19 protein-coding genes are annotated in these 21,607 nt (G+C 66.0%); 1 reads left to right on the top strand and 18 read right to left on the bottom strand.

The features are described 5' to 3' along the window. Positions 1-32: 32 nt before the first annotated feature. From NLR35_RS12495 to NLR35_RS12555, 13 genes are all read right to left on the bottom strand, one after another. Positions 33-1,025, bottom strand: coding sequence for a LysR substrate-binding domain-containing protein (locus NLR35_RS12495; RefSeq protein ID WP_257166827.1), 993 nt, complete (start codon positions 1,023-1,025; stop codon positions 33-35). 201 nt (positions 1,026-1,226) lie between these two features. After that, the gene (locus tag NLR35_RS12500) at positions 1,227-2,363 is read right to left on the bottom strand and encodes a CaiB/BaiF CoA-transferase family protein (protein WP_257166828.1); all 1,137 of its coding nucleotides are present in this window, start codon (positions 2,361-2,363) and stop codon (positions 1,227-1,229) included. 29 nt (positions 2,364-2,392) lie between these two features. Further along, a complete protein-coding gene (locus NLR35_RS12505) occupies positions 2,393-3,871 on the bottom strand; it encodes an aldehyde dehydrogenase (protein WP_257166829.1) in 1,479 nt (492 codons plus the stop codon). 30 nt (positions 3,872-3,901) lie between these two features. Further along, positions 3,902-5,029, bottom strand: coding sequence for a zinc-dependent alcohol dehydrogenase family protein (locus tag NLR35_RS12510; RefSeq protein WP_257166830.1), 1,128 nt, complete (start codon positions 5,027-5,029; stop codon positions 3,902-3,904). A gap of 34 nt (positions 5,030-5,063) precedes the next feature. Next, a complete protein-coding gene (locus NLR35_RS12515) occupies positions 5,064-6,563 on the bottom strand; it encodes a sugar ABC transporter ATP-binding protein (RefSeq protein ID WP_257166831.1) in 1,500 nt (499 codons plus the stop codon). Next, entirely contained in the window at positions 6,563-7,660 is a 1,098-nt protein-coding gene (locus NLR35_RS12520; RefSeq protein ID WP_257166832.1) for a strictosidine synthase, read from the bottom strand. Before NLR35_RS12520 ends, NLR35_RS12515 begins: the two co-directional genes overlap by 1 nt. Beyond that, positions 7,657-9,780: an SMP-30/gluconolactonase/LRE family protein gene (locus NLR35_RS12525; protein ID WP_257166833.1), complete on the bottom strand. Its 2,124-nt coding sequence runs from the start codon at positions 9,778-9,780 to the stop codon at positions 7,657-7,659. The genes NLR35_RS12520 and NLR35_RS12525 overlap by 4 nt, the downstream gene beginning before the upstream one ends. A gap of 87 nt (positions 9,781-9,867) precedes the next feature. After that, positions 9,868-10,884 (bottom strand): sugar ABC transporter substrate-binding protein, encoded by a 1,017-nt coding sequence (locus tag NLR35_RS12530; protein ID WP_257166861.1) that lies wholly within the window; start codon positions 10,882-10,884, stop codon positions 9,868-9,870. Between the two features lie 55 nt (positions 10,885-10,939). Then, positions 10,940-11,920, bottom strand: coding sequence for an ABC transporter permease (locus NLR35_RS12535; RefSeq protein WP_257166834.1), 981 nt, complete (start codon positions 11,918-11,920; stop codon positions 10,940-10,942). 247 nt (positions 11,921-12,167) lie between these two features. Beyond that, positions 12,168-13,151, bottom strand: coding sequence for a dicarboxylate transporter/tellurite-resistance protein TehA (tehA, locus tag NLR35_RS12540; protein WP_257166835.1), 984 nt, complete (start codon positions 13,149-13,151; stop codon positions 12,168-12,170). After that, entirely contained in the window at positions 13,148-13,369 is a 222-nt protein-coding gene (locus NLR35_RS12545) for a hypothetical protein (RefSeq protein ID WP_257166836.1), read from the bottom strand. Before NLR35_RS12545 ends, tehA begins: the two co-directional genes overlap by 4 nt. A gap of 82 nt (positions 13,370-13,451) precedes the next feature. Further along, positions 13,452-13,706, bottom strand: coding sequence for a hypothetical protein (locus tag NLR35_RS12550; protein WP_308773840.1), 255 nt, complete (start codon positions 13,704-13,706; stop codon positions 13,452-13,454). 44 nt (positions 13,707-13,750) lie between these two features. Beyond that, positions 13,751-14,545, bottom strand: a complete 795-nt coding sequence (locus NLR35_RS12555) for an SDR family oxidoreductase (protein ID WP_257166837.1) — start codon at positions 14,543-14,545, stop codon at positions 13,751-13,753. A gap of 121 nt (positions 14,546-14,666) precedes the next feature. Between NLR35_RS12555 and NLR35_RS12560 the strand changes: the two genes are divergently transcribed. Further along, positions 14,667-15,635 carry a GlxA family transcriptional regulator gene (locus NLR35_RS12560; RefSeq protein ID WP_257166862.1) on the top strand — a complete coding sequence of 323 codons (969 nt, stop codon included), beginning with the start codon at positions 14,667-14,669 and terminating at the stop codon, positions 15,633-15,635. Between the two features lie 115 nt (positions 15,636-15,750). Here NLR35_RS12560 and NLR35_RS12565 read toward each other — a convergent pair whose 3' ends face one another. The 5 genes from NLR35_RS12565 to NLR35_RS12585 all read right to left on the bottom strand — a co-directional run bounded on the left by NLR35_RS12565 (position 15,751) and on the right by NLR35_RS12585 (position 21,553). Next, positions 15,751-17,988 carry a molybdopterin cofactor-binding domain-containing protein gene (locus tag NLR35_RS12565; RefSeq protein WP_257166838.1) on the bottom strand — a complete coding sequence of 746 codons (2,238 nt, stop codon included), beginning with the start codon at positions 17,986-17,988 and terminating at the stop codon, positions 15,751-15,753. 12 nt (positions 17,989-18,000) lie between these two features. Continuing rightward, positions 18,001-18,450, bottom strand: a complete 450-nt coding sequence (locus tag NLR35_RS12570) for a (2Fe-2S)-binding protein (RefSeq protein ID WP_257166839.1) — start codon at positions 18,448-18,450, stop codon at positions 18,001-18,003. A 125-nt stretch (positions 18,451-18,575) separates the two neighbouring features. Continuing rightward, positions 18,576-19,553: a HEAT repeat domain-containing protein gene (locus NLR35_RS12575; protein ID WP_257166840.1), complete on the bottom strand. Its 978-nt coding sequence runs from the start codon at positions 19,551-19,553 to the stop codon at positions 18,576-18,578. Between the two features lie 2 nt (positions 19,554-19,555). Beyond that, positions 19,556-19,789 carry a ferredoxin family protein gene (locus NLR35_RS12580; RefSeq protein WP_006609939.1) on the bottom strand — a complete coding sequence of 78 codons (234 nt, stop codon included), beginning with the start codon at positions 19,787-19,789 and terminating at the stop codon, positions 19,556-19,558. Between the two features lie 21 nt (positions 19,790-19,810). Then, complete coding sequence (locus tag NLR35_RS12585) at positions 19,811-21,553, bottom strand: fumarate reductase/succinate dehydrogenase flavoprotein subunit (RefSeq protein WP_257166841.1); 1,743 nt, start codon at positions 21,551-21,553, stop codon at positions 19,811-19,813. Between the last annotated feature and the right edge of the window lie 54 nt (positions 21,554-21,607).

A 21,607-nucleotide genomic window follows, 5' to 3' on the forward strand; every position in this document is an offset into this window, starting at 1 on the left:
TCTCGACGGGCCGGCATCACACCCGCGCGTGATCATCGCTTCCTGGCCGTCGAGCGGCCCGCCGCTTCATCGCCTGCTGCTCCAGCATTCGAGGCACGCGCGCCGTTCCACTTGCCCGTCGCGACGAGCGTGAGCAGCGTCGCGCGGCAGAGGGCGTGGACACTGGACACCGCGTGGCTGAGCGGCCGGTCGACCGGATGGGCGAGGTGTACCGAACGCTTGATCTCCGGCTGCTTGATCGGCCACGCCAACAGGCGTTCGCTCTGCACGTCACGTGCAATCGCGTTATAGGGCAGGATCGAATAGCCGATCCCCTCCTCGACCAGTCCCTTGATGTTGGCGTAGGAGTCGACCTCGATCACCGGCTCGAGCGACAGCCCGCGCGCGGTCGCCTCGCGCTCCAGCAGCATGCGCAGGCCATGGTCCGCGCTCGGCAGGATCAGCGGAAGCTGGGTCACGTTGGCGTAGGCGACGGCGCCCGATGCGGGCGGCTTGACGCCGGCCAGAGGCACCGTCGGGCCGAGCAGCCAGAGCTCCTCGGTGATCACTTCCGACGAGTTCAGCGCGTTGTCGCTGACGGGCTGATAAAGCACGGCGAGATCGATCCGGCCCTCGCGAATCCACTCGGTCACGAAGCCGCTCATCGCCTCGGCGACGCAGAGCTTGATCTTGGGAAAGCGCTTGCGCACCTCGATGATCAGCGGCACCGACAGGATCTGGCTGATCGTGCCGGGCAGCCCGAGCCGCACCTCGCCGGACGGCTCCGCTTCCTGGCCCTTGATCTCATGCCGCGCGATCGAGAGCTGATCGATGACGATGCGCGCATGGCGGATCAGGATCTCGCCGGCCTCGGTCGCGACGACGCCTTGCGGGCTGCGAAACAGCAGCGCCGAGCCGAGCTCGGCCTCCATGTTGCGCACATGGAGGCTCAGCGCGGGCTGGGCGACATTCAAGGTCTCGGCGGCCTTGGAAAAGGAGCCCTGCTCGACGATCGCAATGAAGTAGCGAAGCTGCCGCAGGTCCATTCCCGTGCCAACATTCCTATATGTCCGCCATAACTTTTCGATATGGCGAGCATTCAACTGATCGAACAACGCTATAGATCAGCGGCATCGGGACAGTGTCAAGCGAACGCGCCGCAAACGCCCATCGCTGAATGAGCATCTGCCGTGCAGAGACGCCGGCATTCCGCGCTCATCGCGACGACATTCCGCCGGGCGGACGCTTCAATCCTGCGACCTCGGCTGAAACTCGCGGCGCAGCCGCTCGCCATGCGCATCGAGCGCCGGGATCGGTCCGAATGCGGGCATCTGCCCGTCGGCAATCGCACCGGGCGCCATCAGCACCACGGGCCCTGTCGGCGTATCGATCTCGATATAGCGGTTCTGCGGATGCTCGGCGAAGTCGGCCAAGGTCGAGACGCGCCCGAAGGCGAGCCGCGCGTCGCTGAGCAGCTTCATCGCGCCGTCGAGGTCCATGCTGAGCAGGATCGGCCCGATCTCGGCATCCAGCGCGGCGCGGTTCTTGACCCGCTCGCCATTGTTGACGAACCGCGGATCGGTGGCGAGGCCCGGGCGCTTCAGAACGTCGCGGCACAGGATCACCCATTCGCGCTCGTTCTGGATCGCGATCAGGATCGAGCGGCCGCCGCCGCAGGCGTAGCTGCCGTAGGGCGCGATGGTCGGATGATGCAGCCCGACCCGGCCGATCGGCACGCCGCCGTAGGCATATTGCAGATACGGCACGTTCATCCAGTCGGCCATCGCGTGAAACAGCGATACCGCGATGTGGCGCCCCTGGCCGGTGCGCTCGCGCGCATACAGCGCCTGGAAGATCGCCTGCGTCGCCGTCATCCCGGCATTGATGTCGCACACGGAGACCCCGACGCGGGCCGCGCCATATTCATTGCCGGTGATGTTGGCGAGCCCGCTCTCGCCCTGCACGAGGAGATCATAGGCCTTGGCGTCGCGCAGCGGCCCCTCGTCGCCATAGCCTGATATGGCGCAGGTGATCAGCCGCTCGTGCTTGGCCCGCAGGCCCTGCATCGAGAAGCCGAGCCGGTCGATGGCGCCCGGCGCGAGGTTCTGGATGAAGACGTCGGCCTGCGCCAGCATCGCCGCCAGCACCGCCTTGTCGGCGTCGTCGGCGAGGTTCAGGCAGATCGATTCCTTGCCGCGATTGAGCCAGACGAAATAGGCGCTCTCGCCATGCACGAAATGATCATACTCGCGGGAGAAATCGCCCTCGGGCCGCTCGATCTTGATGACGCGCGCGCCGGCGTCAGCCAGCTTGCAGGAGGCGTAGGCTGCCGCCACCGCCTGCTCGATCGAAACAACCAGCAGTCCCTCGAAGTCGGCAGCCATCGTCCCTCATCGCTTCCGGTTGCGGCGCGCTATCGCATCACGAACGGGTTCGGCACATCCTTGCCATAAGACATCCAGACACATTTCGTTTCCAGATATTCCATGATCGCCTCCTGCCCACTCTCCCGGCCGATGCCGGAGGCCTTGAAGCCGCCGAACGGCGCCATGTAGCTGACGGCGCGATAGGTGTTGGTCCACACCGTGCCGGCGCGCAGCCGCTTGGCTGCTGTAAACGCGCGGCGCTGATCGTTGGTCCAGACCCCGGCGGCAAGGCCATAGGCCGTGTCGTTGGCGATCGCGAAGGCCTCGTCGTCCTCCCGGAACTTGATGACCGAGAGCACCGGCCCGAACACCTCCTCCTGCGCGATCCGCATGTCGTTGGTAACATCAGTGAACACCGTCGGCTCGACGAACCAGCCCTGGCCGCATTCCGGACGGTTGGCCGGTTTGCCGCCCATCACGCATTCGGCGCCCTCCTCGCGCGCCATCGCGATGCAGGACAGCACGCGCTGATATTGCGGCTGCGTCGTCACCGGCCCGACCTGGGTGTCCATGTTCATCGGATCGCCCATGCGCGCGGTCTGCGCGAGCGCGACGAACTTCTCCAGGAACGCGTCGTGGATGCTCTCGTGCACGAGGAGGCGTGAGCCCGCGATGCAGGTCTGGCCCGTGGCGGCGAAGATGCCGGACACGACGCCCTTCACCGCATTGTCGAGATCGGCGTCGGGAAACACCAGCTGCGCCGACTTGCCGCCGAGCTCCAAGGTGGTGCGCTTGAAGGTCTGCGCGGCGCTGCGCAACACGTGACGGCCGGAATTCTCGCCACCGGTGAAGGCGATCTTGTCGACGCCCTTGTGGCTGGTCAGCGGCTCGCCGACATCGGCGCCGAAGCCGGTGACGACGTTCAGCACGCCGGGCGGGAAGCCCGCCTCCTCCACCAGCCGCATCAGTTCGAGCGTCGAGGCGGAGGTGAACTCCGACGGCTTGATGACGATGGTGCAGCCGGCCGCGAGCGCAGGCGCCAGCTTCCAGGTGGCGAGCAGCAGCGGCGAATTCCACGGCGTGATCGCCGCGACCACGCCGACCGGCTCATGGCGCGTGTAGGTGAACATGTCGGGCTTGTCGATCGGCACGACCGCGCCCTCGATCTTGTCGGCGAGCCCGCCGAAGTAATGAAACCATTGCGGGATGTAGCCGACCTGGCCGCGCATCTCGGCGTAGAGCTTGCCGTTGTCCTCCACCTCGACGGCCGCGAGTCGGTCGGCGTCGCGCGCGATCAGGTCTCCGAACCGCCGTAGCAACTGACCACGCTGGGAAGGATGCATATTGGCCCATTCGCCGTGCTCCAGCGCACGGCGCGCCGCAGCCACGGCCGCATCGACGTCACGCGCATCGCATTTGGGGATCAAGGCCCAGGGCTGGGCAAGATAAGGATCGAAGCTTTCGAAATAGTCGCCGGACGCCGGCTGGCGCCATTGGCCGTCGATGAAACATTGATAGCGCCGCATGGGTCCAATTCTTCTCATGTCAAAAATCTCTTACTTGAACTCGACGACCTGGCGGATCGCACTGCCATCGGCAAGGCGATCGAAGCCGGCGTTGATGTCATCCAGCTTGATGCGATGGGTCAGCAATTTGTCGACCGGGAGACGGCCGCGGTGATAAAGGCCGAGGAAGCGCGGGATGTCGCGCGACGGCACGCCGGAGCCGAGATAACTGCCCTTGAGAGTCCGCTCCTCCGCGACCAGCGACACCGCCGGCAGCGACAGTACCGCCTTGGGGTTCGGCAGGCCCGCGGTCACCGTGGTGCCGCCGCGCCGCGTGATGGCGTAGCTCATCTCCAACGCCTTCACGGAGCCCGCGAATTCCAGCGCGGCATCGACGCCGCCCTTGGTCGCTTCCTTGACCTTCGCAACGAGATCGGGATCGGCGCCATGAAACGTGTGCGTCGCGCCGAGCTCGCGCGCCAGCGCGAGCTTCGGCTCGAACATGTCGATCGCGATCACAGTCTCCGCACCGATCGCGACCGCGCCCATGACCGCGGCGAGCCCGACGCCGCCGAGGCCGATGATGGCGGCCTTGCCGCCCGGACCGACGTCGCCGCCGTTGAACACCGCGCCGGTCCCGGTCAGCACGGCGCAGCCCATCAGCGCCGCGATGTGCAGCGGCACCTCCTTCTGCACCTTCACCAGCGAGCGGCGCGACATCGTGGCGTATTCGGCGAAGCACGATACACCGCAATGATGATGCACCCTCTCCTCGGCGCGATGCAGCCGGAAGCCGCCGCTGAGCAGATCGCCCTTGCCGTTGTGCTCGGCGCCCGGCTCGCACAGCGCCGGCCGCCCCTGCGCGCACGGCGCACAATGGCCGCAGCTCGGCACGAACACGCAGACGACGTGATCGCCGCGCACGAGATCATCGACGCCGGCGCCGACCTCCTCGACCACGCCCGAGGCTTCGTGCCCCAGCACCATCGGCAACGGGCGCGGACGATCGCCATTGATCACCGAGAGGTCCGAATGGCACAGGCCGGCGGCGGCGATGCGCACCAGCACCTCGCTGGGACCGGGACCATCGAGCTCGACGTCCTGAATCCGCAGGGGACGCGAGGCGGCATAGGGTCCGGCGAGGCCCATGTCCTCGAGAACGGCGGCCCTGATCTTCATGACTTCATTTCCCTGAAAGCTACGCTGCGGCCGATCAGTGAACGGCCGCGTACATGATCTTCTCCTCGGTCGCCTCGTCGGCCGAGAATTCCTCGACGACGCGGCCCTGGCGCGACACCAGGATGCGATCGGCGAGGTTGAGAATTTCCGGCAGATAGGACGAGATCACGACCACCGCGAGCCCGGCATCCGCCAGCTCGTTGATGACGTGATGCAGCTCGGCGATGGCGCCGACGTCGACGCCGCGCGTCGGCTCGTCGAAGATGACGAGCTTCGGCTCCTGCACCAGCGAACGCGCGATCACGACCTTCTGCTGGTTGCCGCCTGACAGCTCGACGACGCGCGCCGCGTTGCTGATCGCGCGCACGTTGAGCCGCTTGGTCCAGGTCGCCGCCAGCTCCATCATCTCCGCATAGGAGATCACGACGCTCTTGTTGAGATCGGCAGCGAGGAGGTTGAGATAGATGTTCTCGGCGATCGACTTGGTCTCGAAGAAACCCTCGATCTTGCGGTCCTCGGTGACGTAGACGATGCCGTCCTGCACCGCCTGGCGCGGCACGCGGTAGCGCACCGAGCGGCCGTCCAGCTTGACCTCGCCGCCATGGAAGAAGTCGCGCTTGACCACGCCGGAGATGATCTTGGCGGTCTCGGTCCTGCCCGAGCCGATCAGCCCGAAGATGCCGGTGATCTGCCCGGCATAGACCGAGAACGAGTTGTTGCGGACCATGCGGCCTATCGACAGGTTCTGCACGCTGAGCATCTTGCGGCCGTAGGGCCGCGTGGCATGCTCGTCGCCCGCCTTGCCATACAGCTCGTCCGACAGTGTGCGGCCGACCATGGCGGTGATGATCTTGTCGCGGTCGAAATTCTTCGCGTCGTCCGTCACGACATGCTGTCCGTCGCGCATGATGGTGATGCGATCGGAGATCGACAGCGCCTCTTCCAGCGCGTGCGAGATGAAGATGATCGAGACGCCGTCGCGCTTCAGCCGCTTCACCAGCGCGAAGAAATGGTGCTTCTCCTCGGGCGTCAGGGTCGCCGTCGGCTCGTCGAAGATGATGACGCGGGCCTTGTGATGCACGGCGCGCGCGATTTCGACCATCTGCTTCTGCGCCGCGCCGAGCTGCGACACATACATCGTCGGATCGACGCCGAAATTGAGCGACTGCAGGAACTGCTGGGCGGCGATGTAGATGCCGCGCAGCCGGTTCAGGAACTTCTCGTTGCCGAGATAGATGTTCTGCGCCACCGTCAGCGACGGCACCAGGCTGGTCTCCTGGAACACCATCGCGATGCCGTTGCGCAGCGCCTCCGCGGGCGTCTTGAACGAGACCTTTGCGCCGTTCACCAGAAGCTCGCCGCTGGTGACCTCATAGACGCCGGCCATGATCTTGGTCAGCGTCGACTTGCCGGCGCCGTTCTCGCCGAGCAGCGCATGGACCTCACCGGGGCGGAGATCGAAGGAGATGTTGCGCAGCGCCGGAATGCCGTGGAATTCCTTGGTGACGTTCTTGAGCTCGACGACCGGCTGCATCACTTCACCTCCCCGACCGCACGACCGATCGCGACGATCTCGTCGCCGCCCTTGGCGCTCAGCCACAGCCGTCCATCGACATCGATCGCAGACGTGATGCCGTGGCGCCTGCCGCCGGCCCGGCTGTGCAGGCTCTGCAGCGGAACGAAATCGGCGTCGAGCTCGATGACGAGGCCATATGACAAGGTCGGCGCCCACGGCTTGAGGATGCCCATCTGCTTCAGCGCGCCGCCCTGCATCGGCTCATGGAACGAGACGCCGCTGCGTAGCGCCGGCGCGATCCAATAAGCCGGCGGCACCTGCGCCAGCATGGCGCGGCGATAATCATCCTCGCGCAACACGAACTCGATCAGCGGGCTGCGCGGCGCGAACACCGTGAGCCAATAGCCGCCGCGCGCGGACGGCGTGATGCGGCCGGGATAGCCGGGAAGATCGTCGACGACGACGGCGAGCTCACGACCGTCGGGCGCGCGGCGCACCAGCCTGACGTCCCAGGCCTCGCTCACGATCAGCGACTGATCGGCCGCGACCACGACGCCGTTGGGATAGCCGAGCCCTGCGGCAAGCCGCTTGGCCTCGCGCTTGACGAGAGCGAGCTTCCACACTTCGCCGGCGCGGCGATGCTCCATCAGGTCGCGCTGCCACGCCTCCAGGCCGGTCTCGACCGAGCCGACGCAGACGACGAGGCTCGCCTCGTCGACGAACGTCATCGCGGTGATGCACGCGGTCGGCCAGCCGCTGCGGCGGCCGGCATTGGTAACGGAACCATCGCGCGCCAGGATCGAGATGCCCTTGCCCTCGCAGGCCACGGCGATCTGGCCGCGCGGCGACACCGCAAGGGCCGAGATCACGCCATCAAGCGTCGCCACCGCCTCGGGCTCAGCGCCGTCAGCAAGGCGAAACAGCCTGACACCGCTCGACCAGAACACCGCGCCATCGCACACGACCAGATTGTCCGGCGCATCGCTCGCGATCCCGCGCGGCGCATCCTCGAGACGATTGTTCGGCTTCAGCGCGCCGTCCAGCGGCGGCACCGTGACCGCGGCACGGCCGCGTCCGAGGAAACGTTCGAGCCAGCTTCCAACCAACGCGCTCATGCCCGCTGCCCCCAATAGCTCCGCGTACTGCTCCAGTTCGGATCAGCGCGATCGAGCTTGATACGGCCGATCCGGTTGTTGGTGATGCCGCCGAGATAGAGGTATCCGCGGTGCTCGCGCATCGAGGTGATCATCGGATGGTTCTTGGCGCCCTGATCCCACAGCGACTCCAGCACCTCGCCCTTGTCATTGAAACGGATCACGCAGCCGATGTTGAGGTTGGGATACAGCCACTGGTCCGGCGCGATGCGGCGCGCCATCCGGCGGCGGAATCCGGGCATGCGCAGCGCGAGGTCGAGCGCGGGCGAGCGCATGCCCATGATCGCACACCAATAGGAGCCGTCGGAGGCGCGGTTGATGTTGTCGGGATAGCCGGGCAGCGAATCGAGCACGCGCTCGACCTGCCCCGCCTTCGGCCCCGAGATCCACAGACGGCTGACCCGGCAGGCCCAGCTCTCGGCGAACAGCATGGACTGGCCGTCATGGGCCAGGCAGACGCCGTTCGGGAAGATCAGGTTGCGCAGCGCCGTATGCGTCTTGCCGCTGTTCGGGTCGTGGCAGATGATGCGGCCGTTGCCGCGGCTCTCCAAGGCATCGACCGGCCAGTCGTGCATCTCGTAGCGGATCGTGGCCTCGCTGAAATAGATTCGGCCGTCCGGCGCGATGTCCAAATCGTCGGCGAGCCGCAGCCGGGAATCGTCGACCACCGAGAAGGTCGAGCGGTTGGTCTCGTCGGTGACCTTGCTGACATTGCGCGCGCGATCGATCTTGTAGAGGCCCATGCCGCCGACACAGACGTGAAGGTCTCCTGCCCGGTCGAAGGCCATGCCGAGCGGCGAGCCGCCGATATGGGCGTAGACTTCCCAGGTCTTGTAGTCCGGCGGCGCGAAGCGGACGATGTCGCCGTGACGGGTGCCGCAATACAGGTAGTCCTCGTCGTCGAGGATGACGTCCTCGGGCGATTCGACCTCGCCGAGGCCGATGATCTCGACGGCGCCGAGCCGGTCGTTGAGCGCAAACGCCCCGCCGGTCTCAGCCGAGGTCGAACGTGGCGCAGGCAGCTCGACATAGGTCGGCGACACGTAGACCTTGGACAGCAGCTTGTCGCGGTTCTTGAGCCAGCGCACGTCGATGAACACGGCGAGCAGCAAGGTCAGGCCAAGCACCATCGGCCCGGAGCCGCTGTTCAGGCCGATGCGCAGCACGCCGTTGGTCATGACCAGGACGATGACTGCGCCGATCAACGCTTTCGCCACCGAGCCACGGCCGCCACCGAGACTGTTGCCGCCGAGCACGGCCGCGGTCAGCGCCGAGATCTCCAGGCCCATGCCTGTGTCGGTTCCGGCGCCGCTGAGCCGCGCCGCATAGAGCACGCCCGCAAGTCCGCACAGCATGCCGGAGATCGTATAGGCGGCGCAGACCATGCCGCGGACGGAGAGGCCGATATTGTGCGCCGAGCGGCGCGAGCCGCCGATCGCCATCATGCGCCAGCCCGGACGGCTGCGCGTCAGCAGCACATGGCCGATCAGCGCCACGACGACGAGGATGATGAAGCTCGACGGCACCTCGGCGACGCCGCCGAGCCCGATCACGTCCCAGACATCGGACTGGTAGAAGCTGACCGACATCGCCTGCGCGTATTTCAGCAGCAGCATGTCGACGATGGCGCGCACGATGATCAGGGTCACCAACGTGGTGAGGAAGGCGCGCAGCCGGAGGAAGCCGATCAGATAGCCGTTGAGCAGCCCAACGCCGCCGCAGACCAGCACCACCGCGGGGATCGCGAGCCCGACCGGCCAGCCGCTGAGGTTGAGCAGCGCAAGGGTCAAGAAATTGCCGAGCGCGAAATTGGAGCCGACGCTGAGGTCGATGCCGCCGACGATGATGACGATCATCATCGCCATGCAGACCAGGCCGAACTCACCTAACTCACGGGCGCTGATGGCGAGGTTGGCGCCGGTGAAGAAGTTCGGGATCAGCGAGCCGAAGACAGCGATCACGCACAGCAGCACCAAAAACGGGATCGCGTTGTCGATCCACTTCTTCGAGAGCAGCTCGCCGATGACGTGGTCCGGGATGAAGCGATATCTCAGCTTCGTAAAAGTACTGGTCGACGCCAAAGGAGCCTCTGCACGCAGTCGCTTGAAATCAAAATCAAAGAGAGCGCGTGGCCGCCGCACCCGGCGGCCACGCAAGGGTGATGCGGATCAGCGCAGCAGCTTGGCGTACTGCTCGGGATCCCAGCAGGTGCCGGCCTTGACGTCGGCCTTGGTCATAACGCGGGTCGGCGAATACAGCTGGAACTTCACCGTGCCCGCTTTCTGCTTGCCCTGCAGCACCGCGCTGATCGCGGTGAAGGCGTCGCGGCCCATGCCCGGCGCGTCATAGTTGATCGCAGCCGAGAAGGTGCCGTCGGCGAGACGGTCACACATGCTCTGCGCGCCGCCGCCCGAGGTCACGAAATAGACCTGGTCCTGCTTGCCGGCCTGCTTGATCGCAGCACCCGTGCCGACGCCCTGGCCATCCCAGACGTCGATCACGCCGCAGAGATCGGAGTTCTGCTGCAACACCGTCTCGGTGATGGCGCGCGCCTTGGACGCATCCCAGTCGGCCGCCTGGCTGGAGACCACCTTGATCTCCGGATTGGCATCGAACACCTTCTTGATGCCCTGCACCTGATAGTAGCTGACGCCGCCCGTGAGCACGCCCTGCACGATCGACACCTTGTGCGAGGTCTCGGTGCCCTTGCCGCACTTCGCGACCACCATCTTGGCGGCCTGCTCGCCCATGGCGATGAAGTCGGGGCCGACGAAGGCGTCGGTCTGCACCGCGCCCTGCATGTTCATCTGGATGACGACGATGCCGGCCGCGTTGGCCTGCTTGAGCAGCCGCGCCAGCGACTGCAGGTCCGGGTTCTGCGTCACGATCACGTCGGGCTTCTCGGCGATCAGCGACGTCAGGCCCTGCGCCATCGCGCCGGTGTTCCAGTTCGGGTCCTGCGACTTGAACTTCATGCCGTAGCGCTCGGCCTCGGTCTTGACGACGCCGCCCCAGGCCTGGGCGAGGTCGAAACCGATCGAGATCGGCAGATAGACGATCGACTTGCCCTTGAGCGCGTCGAGCGCCGGCTGGCGGTAGGGATCGTTCATGTCGTCGGCACGAGCGCCGACGGCGGCCGCGGCAATGCCGACGAAAGCGGTGGCCGCAAGGGCCAGGCGGTGCATGGTATTCAAGATGGTCTCCTCCGATTTTGTTGATTGAGGCGTATTGACCTGGGCTTCAGATATCGCCCTGTTGTCCCGTCTGCTCGTCGCGGGGATTGACGATGCTGTCGACGACGATGGCGAGCAGCAGGATCAGGCTCTTGACGACGTTCTGGATCGTGTACTGCACGTCCATGATCGTCATGCCGTTCATCAGCACACCGATGAGAAGCGCACCGACGATGACGTTGCGGACGTTGCCGCGGCCGCCGGACAGTCCGACGCCGCCGAGCACGACCACGAGAATGACGTCGTAGATCATGTTGGAATTGACGACGCGGGTGTTCATCGCCTCCGCCGAGGTGGCGGTCACGAGGCCCGCAACGAAGGCGATGCCGCCGGCGATGACGTATTGCGCAACGAGAATGGGACGCACGGGAACACCGCCGATGCGCGCGCTCGCGAGATTGTCACCGATCGCATAGATGAAGCGTCCGGGCTTGGTGTAGCGCAGGAACAGATAGGCGATCAGCGCGACCACAGCGGCCACCACGATCGGCATGGGAATGCCAAACAGCGCGCCCTGCCCCAGGCTCGCGACCGCGCCGATATTCGGCGGCAGATAGACGACGTCGGTGCCGGTGATCAGATGGGCGCGGCCGAAGCCATAGACGAAGGTGGCCATCGCCAAGGTCGCGAACAGCGACGGGATCTCGGCATAGGCGATCAGGATGCCGGTGACGAGGCTCATGCCGAGCGCGAACAGGAAGCCTGTGCCCATTGCGCTCGCCATCGACATGCCGCTCGCCGCGAGCTGCAGGCTCCACGCCACCGAGATCGCCATCGTCGCCACCAGCGACAGATCGATGCCGCGACCGAGCACGACGATGAGCATGCCGAGCCCGAGAATGCCGAGCACGGCAACGCTACGGACTAATGACAGCAGATTGCTGGGCGCCAGGAATTTCGGCAACGTCAGCGCGAAGACGATCAGCAGCAGCACCGTGAGCGTGAAGACGATGCGCTCCTGGTTGAAGTAATGAGACCACGCGCGCATCCGCTGCCTTAAGCCCTTGTCGCTTCACCCCGGCTCGATCGCGGCGGCAGATCTGATCTGCGCGCCTTCTGTCCGGCACGTCGGAGCTGGAGGTCCGCATGCCGCGTTCGAGCGTATTTTGGAGCCTGAAGCTAGGTGAGGGCCTGCCGTGAGCGGAAATACGGATTTGAGCTAGCGGCTATATCATCCGGTTATCAGCAGGTTGCGACGCAAGTGCGAGATGACGCGAGCTCACGGCTCGAAGGGTTCAAGCCTGCTGCGGAGGAGCGACAGCGGGTGCAAGAATCCGGCCTGAGACGAGCAGCCAGATCGTCCGTAGCACCAGCGCCCCGATGACGAGGTTGACGACCACGAACACGATCGGCGCCAGCGTCGCGGCAGGTCCATGATCGCCGCGGATCACCATCTTCAGTAACGAGCTGGCAAGCGCGGTCAGGCCGAACGAGAAGCCCCAATAGGACGCCGAGAGCCGATGCTCCAAGATCCATGGCAGCAGCCGGACGAGCAGCAGCAATTGCAGCATGCCATAGCCGATCAGCGCGCTGACCACCATGTCGGGCTGCCCCTCGGTCACGCTGAGATAGGCCAGCGCACCGACGGTCGGCGGCGCCAACTGAATGCCGAGGGTCGGGCGGATCGCGGCCGGCAGCGCATCGGCCGTGTACAGCCGGTGCAGCAGGACCGACTCCACCGCCAGCCAGGAAAACAGTCCGGCGCCGAAGGCGAGACGACCCCAATCAGGAAAGCCGAGTGCCCCTGCCCCGATCGCCGTGACGAAAGATCCTGCCACGGTCGGCAGGTACAGCACCGGCGTCGAGGCCGCGGGATCGCGGCCGCCGCGCCACAATTGACCGGTACGCCACAGCGCGAAGCCGAGCGTGAACACGAGACCTATCGCGTAGATGACGAGCGCCCCGATCCGACTATAGGGCTGTGCTGCGATCGCGACCAGCATGGTCGAGACGCCGGCAAGTCCAATGAAGCAGCACTGGATCGGATGCAGCGCCTCGGACAGAGCCGCATCGGCGGAGAAGATCCACTTGGCCACATAGAACAAGACAATAACGGCCCAGACGACAATGCCCACCGCCATCAGGACTTCGCCGACGGCAGCCGGCAATCCCCACAGCTGATGCGCCGCGCGCCAACTGTTGCCGAGCCCGATGATGCCCAGCACGATGCCGAAGAAGGACGCCGGAACCAGCGGAAGCTTGACGATACGCGCGGTCATCGATCACTCCGGCCGTTGGCGCGAAAGCCCGTCGCGCTCCGATCCAGGCTCAGGAGATCCGTGGGCCGCAGCGTCATCCCGGCATCGGCGGCGCCGGCCGCATGATCGATGTGGGCGAAGATCGTCATGCCCTTCGCTTTGACCACGTCCTGCAGCTTCCGCATCGTCGTGCCTGGATCGTTCTGGCTTGGCAGCGTGATCAGCCCTTGCGGGTCCATGGCGTTTGCTCCGATCGTTGTCGATAGTGTCAGGAAGACCAGCAGGGCGAACGTCTGCGCGCACGTCCGACGCAGGGCCCGATCATTTCGGCGCCCGGACGTTGCTGAACTCCGGCACGGGAATCAAGCCGTCGCGGTTCGGCATCTTCACCTCGGGCAGCGACGTCTGGTCGAGACGGCCGTCCGGCCGCACGATGCCATTGAGGCTCAGAATGTACGCAAACAGCGCGTAGCAGTCCTCGACACTGAGTGAACCCGGAGCCTGATAGGACCTGGCGCGAGGGATGTCGTCGAACAGGGGCGCCGCATAAGGCCAGAAGCTGCCGACGGTCTTCACCAGGTTGTCGGTTGGGCCCAGCGCGTGGCTGAGCCCAGCTCGCATCAGGCGCGATAGCGCTCGGCGACCACCGCGCTCGACAGATGCGGCAGCATGGCCTGACGCGCGGTTTCCCAGGCGTCGAACTCGGCGCCGTCGGCGAGCGAGGGCACGGTGGCGAACTCGCCGCGATCGAGCCCGCGCAGCGCGGCGTCGACCAGATCGGCTGCACTCATCACCCATTCCTTCGGCAGGTTGCTTGCCGGCAGGCCGGCGATGTCCCAAAACTCGGTGCCGGTCGCGCCGGGCAGCACCACCTGGACATGCACGCCGGTGCCGGAGAGCTCCTTGCGCAGCGACTGGCTGAAGGCGAGCACGAAGGATTTGGTACCGCCATAGACGCCGTTCAAAACCTCCGGCCCGATCGCGACGATGGAAGCGATATTGATGATGGTGCCGTGCTTGCGTGCGACGAATTGCGGCACGGCCGCGTAGGTCAGCCGCAACGGCGCCGTCACGTTGATCGCCACCATCTTCTCCATCTCGTCGACGGAGGCGCTGGCAAGCGGCGCGGCGCTGCCGAAGCCGGCATTGTTGACGAGGTGGGTGATCGAGGCATCGGTCGTCAGGACCGCCTCGACCTTGGCGAGATCGTCGCGCGCGGTGAGATCGGCGACCAGCGGCTTCACCTTCACGCCGTGGCGCGTCGACAGCTTGTCGGCGATCCCGTTCAGGCGATCCTGGTTGCGGGCGACCAGGATGAGATCATGGCCGCGCGCGGCGAACCGCTCGGCATAGACGGCGCCGATGCCTGAGGAAGCGCCGGTGATGAGGACGGTGCCTTTGATCTGGCTGGTCATGGCTGAATTTCCTTCTCCTGTCCGCCGGAAGCGGAGTTTGCTGCATTGCGAGAAGGTAGCGCTGGACCCATATGTCTCAAATGACATATAAGCGGCAAATCAAGACATGAGGGGTATCGCCTTGCGCCAGATCGGCTTCATCATGGAGGACGGCTTCCAGATCATGGGCGTGGCGGCCTCCACCGCCTTCGAATTCGCCAACATCCAGAAGGGCGAGCAGATCTATCGCGTGACCATCATGTCCGAGCACGGCGGCCCGATCCGCTCGACGCTCGGCGTGCGCATCGACACCCAGCCCTTGGGCGATTTTCCCGACACGCTCATGGTCGTCGGCGAATTGCTGCCGCGGCCGGCGAGTCCCGCGCTCCGCTCCTATATCGCGCAGGCCGGCGAAAAATCCCGGCGCGTCGCCGGCGTCTGCACCGGCGCATTCCTGCTCGCCGAGGCCGGCCTGCTCGACGGCCGCAGCGCGACCACCCATTGGGCCCATGCGAGCGAGCTGCAGCAGCGCTTTCCAGCGGTCAGGGTCGACGACGACCGCATCTTCGTGTCCGACGGCAACATCTGGACATCGGCCGGCATGACCGCGGCGATCGACCTCGCGCTCGCGCTGATCGAGGACGACCACGGCGCCGAGCTGTCGCGCGCGGTGGCGCGGCGGCTCGTGGTCTATCATCGCCGCCCTGGTGGGCAGTCGCAATTCTCGGCGTTGCTCGAGCTCGAGCCGCGCTCCGACCGTGTGCGCCGAGCGCTGACTTACGCCAAGGAAAACCTGCGCAATCCGCTGAGCGTCGAGGAGCTCGCCGAGGCCGCGAGCCTCAGCCCGCGCCAGTTCAGCCGCATCTTCCGCGAGGAGACCGGACAATCGCCGGCCAAGGCGGTCGAGCGCCTGCGGCTCGAGGCGGCCAAAGCCATGCTGGAGGATGGTCGCCATTCGATGGATGTGGTGGCGCGCGACACCGGCTTTGCCGATCGCGACCGCATGCGCCGCGCCTTCCTGCGCTTTTTCGGCCAGCCGCCGCAGAGCCTGCGCCGCAGCCTGCGACTGATCGACGGCGAGCCCAATGAAGCGGCAGGTGACGTGTCCTGAACTAACGCCTCGGCTTCGTTTGAAGCGCGGCTCGCCTCTCAGGCTCTCTGCTCATAGAACGTCCCGACGAGACGCATCCCGGCACGGTCATGCCGGGATGCTGTGCTGTCCCGCCTCAGACGCCGAGCTTCGCCTTGGCCAGCGGCAGGCTGCGCACGTGCCGACCGGTCAGCGCAGCGACGGCGTTGACCACCGCCGGCGCGATCCCGGGCAGGCCCGGCTCGCCGACACCGCCCATCGGCGCGCCGCTCTCGACGATCTCGACGGCGACCTTCGGCATCGCGCTGCGCGACAGGATCGGATAGTCGTCGAAATTGTGCGACTGCCGGACGCCGTCCTTGTAGACGAGCTCCTCGAACAGCGCAGCCGACAGGCCGAGCGCCGCGGCCGACTCCACCTGCGACTTGACGATCGCGGGATTGACGATGCTGCCGGGATCGAACGCGATCCAGAGATGGTGGACGCGCACCTCGCTTTTCTCGAGCGAGACCTCCGCGATGGTCGCGGTCTCCGAGCCGAACGGCGAGGCCAGCGCCACGCCGCGGGCGCGCTTGCCACCGTCGGCCTCGTACGGTCCGCGTTTCCACCCGCCCGACATCTTCGCCACCGTCTCCAGCAGCTTCAGATGCCGCGGCCTGTCCTTCAGCAACGCGAGGCGCAACTGATAGGGATCCTGCTTGCCGGCATCGGCGATCTCGTCGAGGAAGCCCTCGTAGAAGTAGTCGTTCATGGAGTGGCCGACCGAGCGCCAGAACGCGATGGTCACGGGATGCGCGAACCTCGCATATTCCATGCTGCGATTGGGAATGGCGTAGGGCTTTTCGACGATGCCCTCGACGGCGGAGCTGTCGACCTTGCTGCCGGCCGTGACACCGAACCAGCGGCCCATCGGCCCTTCGCCGACGGTGCGCACCTGGATCGCGGTGGGCCTTCCGTCCTTGTCGAGCGCCGCCTTGAAGCGGCTGAAGCTCAAGGGGCGCAGCGCGTCCATCTTGAACTCCTCCTCGCGCGACCACAGCACCTTGACCGGACGCTGCGTCGCCTTGGCCAGCAGGATCGCCTGCTGGAACGGATTGGACGAACCATAGGCGAAGTGGCGGCCGAAGAAGCCGCCGAGCATCGGCGAATGCAGGATCACTTTGTCCGGTGTCAGGCCGGCGACCTTGGCGGCGATGCCCTGGAACAGCTCCGGCATCTGGTTGGGCACCCATAGCTCGAGCGATCCGTCGGCATTGAAGCGCGCCATCGAGGACGGCGGCTCGAGCTGGCCATGGGCGAGATAGGGCGCGTCGTACTCGGCGTCCACGATGGTGGCAGCGCCGGCAAAGGCCGCCGCGACATCGCCGTCCTTCTCCGCGGAGACGCCGCTCGCATCGGACGCTTTCAGCGCGGCGAGCAGGCCTGACGAGGAGTAGTCCGCCGCGACCGCCTCGAAGCCGCTCGCCGGCGCCTTGGACCAGGCGACCTCCAGCGTCTCGACCGCCTTGCGCGCGCGATACCAGCTGTCCGCGGTGACCGCGACGGCGCCCGGCAGCCTGTGCACGGCGTCGACGCCCGGCATCGCCTTCACGGTCGCTTCGTTGCTGATGCCCTGCGGCTCGGTGCCGAGCACCGGCGCATGCTGGACAGCAGCGTAGAGCATGCCCTCGACCTTCTGATCGATCGCATAGACCGCCTTGCCGGTCGATTTCGCACGAACATCGAGCCGCGCCATCGGCTGGCGGATGTAGCGGAAGGTCGCGGGATCGCGCAGGGGGACGTTCTCGGCCGGCGTCAAAGCGAGCGCCTGCTCGGCCAGCTCGCCATAGGCCAGGCGCCGGCTGGATGCAGCATGCACGACCTGCCCGTCCTCGGTCGTCAACGCCTCTGGCTTGACGTTCAGCCTGGCCGCCGCGGCGCGGATCAGCATCTCGCGCGCGCTCGCCCCGAGCTTGCGCATCACCTCGTAGCTCGAGCGAGTCGAGAAGCTGCCGCCGGTCAACCGCAGGCCGTTGATGATCGCGTAGTCCGGACCGGGCGGCGCGCATTCGACCTCGAAGCGGCTCGGATGGACGTCGAGCTCCTCGCCGACGATCTGCGCCAGGCCGGTGTTGATGCCCTGCCCGCCCTCGACGAACGGGCTGAGCAGCTTGACGGTATTGTCCTTGCCGATCACCAGGAACGCCGGTACGCGCGTGCCGGGCTTCACGGACACAGCATTCTGGGCCTCCGCGCGCAACGCCGGCAACAGCGTGCCGAGCACGAAGGCGCCCGCGCCGAGCCCGAGCAGGCGGCGGCGCGACAGGTTGGTGACACCCTGCGCCGAGATCAGCGGCAGCGCGGCGGACAAGTCGGTCTTGAGGAAAGCATTCATGACGAAGTCTCCTCAGGCCTGGGCCGCACGACGGATCGCGGCAGCAATGCGGTTATACGTGCCGCAGCGGCAGAGATTGGTCATGGCGTCGGCGATGTCGGCGTCGGACGGCTTCGGATTTTGCTTGAGCAGCGCGGTCGCCGCCATCACCTGCCCGGACTGGCAATAGCCACATTGCGGCACCTGGTCGGCCACCCAGGCCTCCACCACCTTGCGGCCGATGCCATCCTGTTCGATTGCATCGATCGTGCGGATATCGGCCGAGCCGATGCTGTCAAGCGGCACCTGGCACGACCGCGTCGCCTGGCCGTCGATCATGACCGTGCACGCGCCGCATTGCGCGATGCCGCAGCCATACTTCGTACCGGTCAGCCCAAGCGTATCCCTGAGCACCCATAGCAACGGCGTATCGGCCTCCGCCGCGACGTCGTAGTCGCGGCCGTTCACGTGAATTTTCGTCATGACGGTCTGCACCCTGATCTGAAGCGATCAGGCTACAGGCCATCGGGCCGTTGTCGCATGACAAAAGTCCGGCAATTCCGGACATCCCGGCGTGACGGACAGTCGCGGCCGCGCCGCGAACGCCGTCAGGACCCGGCCCGAGCCTTGCTGGCTGCGATCTGATGCAGGGCCCATCTGGCGTTCTTGCGCACGTCCGGATCGAGATCGTCGGCGACGAGCGCCAGAAACGGCTCGCCATCCGGCGCGGCGATCTCGCCGAGCGCAGCGGCCGCCTCCTTGCGCAGATTGGCCTGCTCGTGGGTGATGCAGTGGCCGATCGGCCGCACGGCGTGGGCGATCTTCATCCGGCCGAGGCTGCGGATCGCCTTCAGCCGCACCTGCCAGAACTCATCCGCAAGGCACGCAATCAACGGATCGGCGGCGACGGCGCCATTGACATTGAGGCCGAGCGTCTCCGCCGCCATCTCGCGCACCATCCAGTCGGAATCCCTGAGCGCCCGGGTGATGGTCTCGGCGGCGATCTTCAGATGCGAGAACGCCAGCGCGCTGACCGCAGCGCGCCGCACATGCGCGTCGGGATCGCCGATCAGCGCCGTCAGCGCGGGAATCGACTCCTCGAGCTTGAGGAAGCCGATGACGCCGATCGCCTGCACGCGGACCGCGGCATCGGGATCCTGCAGCGCCTCCAGCGCAGGCTTCAACGTATCCTTGCGCCTGAGCTCCTTCAGGGCGCGGAGCGCCCCCATGCGGACGAAGGCGTGGGGATGCTTGACGAGCGGAAGGATGGCGTCAGCCGACGCTGGATCCTTGAACTCCGCGAGGCTGTCGGCCGCGGCTGACGCCACGATCCGCTCGGGATCGACGAGCAATCTGACCAGCGCGTCCGCCGCATCCGGCCCGTCGAACTCACCGAGCGCCATGGCCACCTGCTGCCGCACGCCGGCATCGGGATCGGCCACCATCTTCGCCAGATGCGCAACCGCAGCCGGATCGCCGGAATGTCCCAGCGCGATGATCGCGACCCGCCGCTCCGCCGGATCGGCGGCGCCGAGGCGCTCGTCGGCGTCGTCGAGATCGTCGTAGGATTCGAACGGGCTCGGCATGATCACCTCAGCAAATAGGGAATGTTGACGGTGACGGCGCCGGTCGGGCAATCCGCCTCGCAGGGCATGCAGTACCAGCACTCGTCATAGGCCATGAAGGCCTTGCCGGTCATGTCGCTGATCCTGAGCACGTCGAGCGGACAGACGTCGACGCACACCGTGCAGCCCTTGTCCGCGATACATTTGGCGTCGTCGACCACCACCGGAACCGACGTCTGATAGGTTGCAAGAGGCATGTCTCGTTCTCCGTCTGATCGTCAGGCGCTGGCGCGGATGCGCTGCTTGTCGTAGAGGTCCTTCTCGTCGTCCGCGATCGGCACGACATAGGGCTGCACCTCCCGCTTCTCGCTGGTCATCCTGCCGTCCTGCTTGCTCAGCAGCGTGTGGCAGAACCAGTTCTCGTTGTCCTTCTCCGGGAAATCCGTGCGCCAATGGTAAAGGCCCCAGCGGCTCTCCTCGCGGAACAGCGAGGCGTGGGCGGCCATGTCGGCGCAATCCATGATCGACTGCACCTCGAGCGCGCGCAGCAACTCATGCGCGTTGCGCGCGATCATGCGCTCCTGCATGTCCTCGCGAACCTCGGCGAGGCGGCGCATGCCGAGCTCGTATTTGCGCGTCACCTTCGGCGGCTGCAGGTAGTCGTTGACCAGCCTGCGCGTCTTGTACTCGATCTGGTTCGGCGGAATGCCGTCCTCGCGCTTGGTCGGCGCCATCACGCGCTCGCGCTCCATCGCGATCTCTCCGGCGTCGATCTCGCCGAAATCATGATTGTCCGCGAACTCCATCGCGTCGAGCCCGGCGAACGAGCCGTTGGTGAAGGCGCCGAGCATGTAGTTGTGCGGCACGCTGGCCATGTCGCCGGCCGCATAGAGCCCGGGAACGGTGGTGCGGGCGTTGTCGTCCACGAACACGCCCGACGCGCTGTGGCCGGAGCAGAAGCCGATCTCGGAAATGTGCATCTCGATCGACTCCTTGCGGTAGTCGACGCCGCGCCCCTCCTGGAACAGCCCCCGCGTGGGGCGCTCGACCTTGTGCAGGGTGTGCTCGATCTCCTCGATGGTCTTGTCGTGCAGATGCTTGAGCTGCAGGAACACCGGCCCCTTGCCCGACAGCAGCTCGTTGTAGAACTCGAGCATCATCTGGCCCGACCAGTAGTCGCATTCGATGAAGCGACGATCCTCGTTGTTGGCAGTGTAGGCGCCGAACGGACCGGCGACATAGGCGCAGGCCGGGCCGTTGTAGTCCTTGATCAGCGGGTTGATCTGGAAGCATTCGAGATTGGCCAGCGCCGCGCCCGCATGATAGGCCATGGCGTAGCCGTCGCCGGAATTGGCGGCATTCTCGTAGGTGCCGAACATGTAGCCGGACGTGGGCAGGCCGAGCCGCCCGGCCGCGCCCATGCACAGGATCACGGCCTTGGCCTTGATCACCAGGATCTCGGCGGTGCGGGTGTTAACGCTGACCGCCCCGGCGATACGGCCGTCGCTCGATTTGAGCAGCCGCGTCGCCATGTAGCGGTTCGAGATCAGGATGCGCGCGCGGCGCAGCTGGCGATACAGCGCCTTCTTGACCGTCTCGCCGTTCGGCATCGGCAGCACATAGGTGCCGATATGGTGCACCTTCTTGACGGCGTAGTCGCCGTTCTCGTTCTTGAGGAAGCGGATGCCGAAGCTGTCGAGCTCCTCGATAATTCCGTAGCAGCTCTGGGCGTATTTATAGACCGCCTTCTGGTCGACGATGCCGTCATTGGCGATCGTGATCTCCTTGGTGTACTGCTCCGGCGTGGCGTAGCCGGGGATGACGGCGTTGTTCAGGCCGTCCATGCCCATCGAGATCGCGCCGGAGCGCTTGACGTTGGCCTTCTCGAGCAGAACGACGTTGGCCTTCGGATTCTTCATCTTGGCTTTCAGGGCGGCCATCGGACCTGCCGTGCCGCCGCCGATCACCAGCACGTCGCAGGACACCTCCGAGAGGCCGTCGACGATTTCATCCATTGCCATTCTAAGCTCCTGCTTGGCCGGGAACACACCGGTCCGGGTCAGAGTTGTTCAGCG

Source organism: Bradyrhizobium sp. SRS-191 (genome assembly GCF_024586915.1).
Lineage (GTDB): Bacteria > Pseudomonadota > Alphaproteobacteria > Rhizobiales > Xanthobacteraceae > Bradyrhizobium.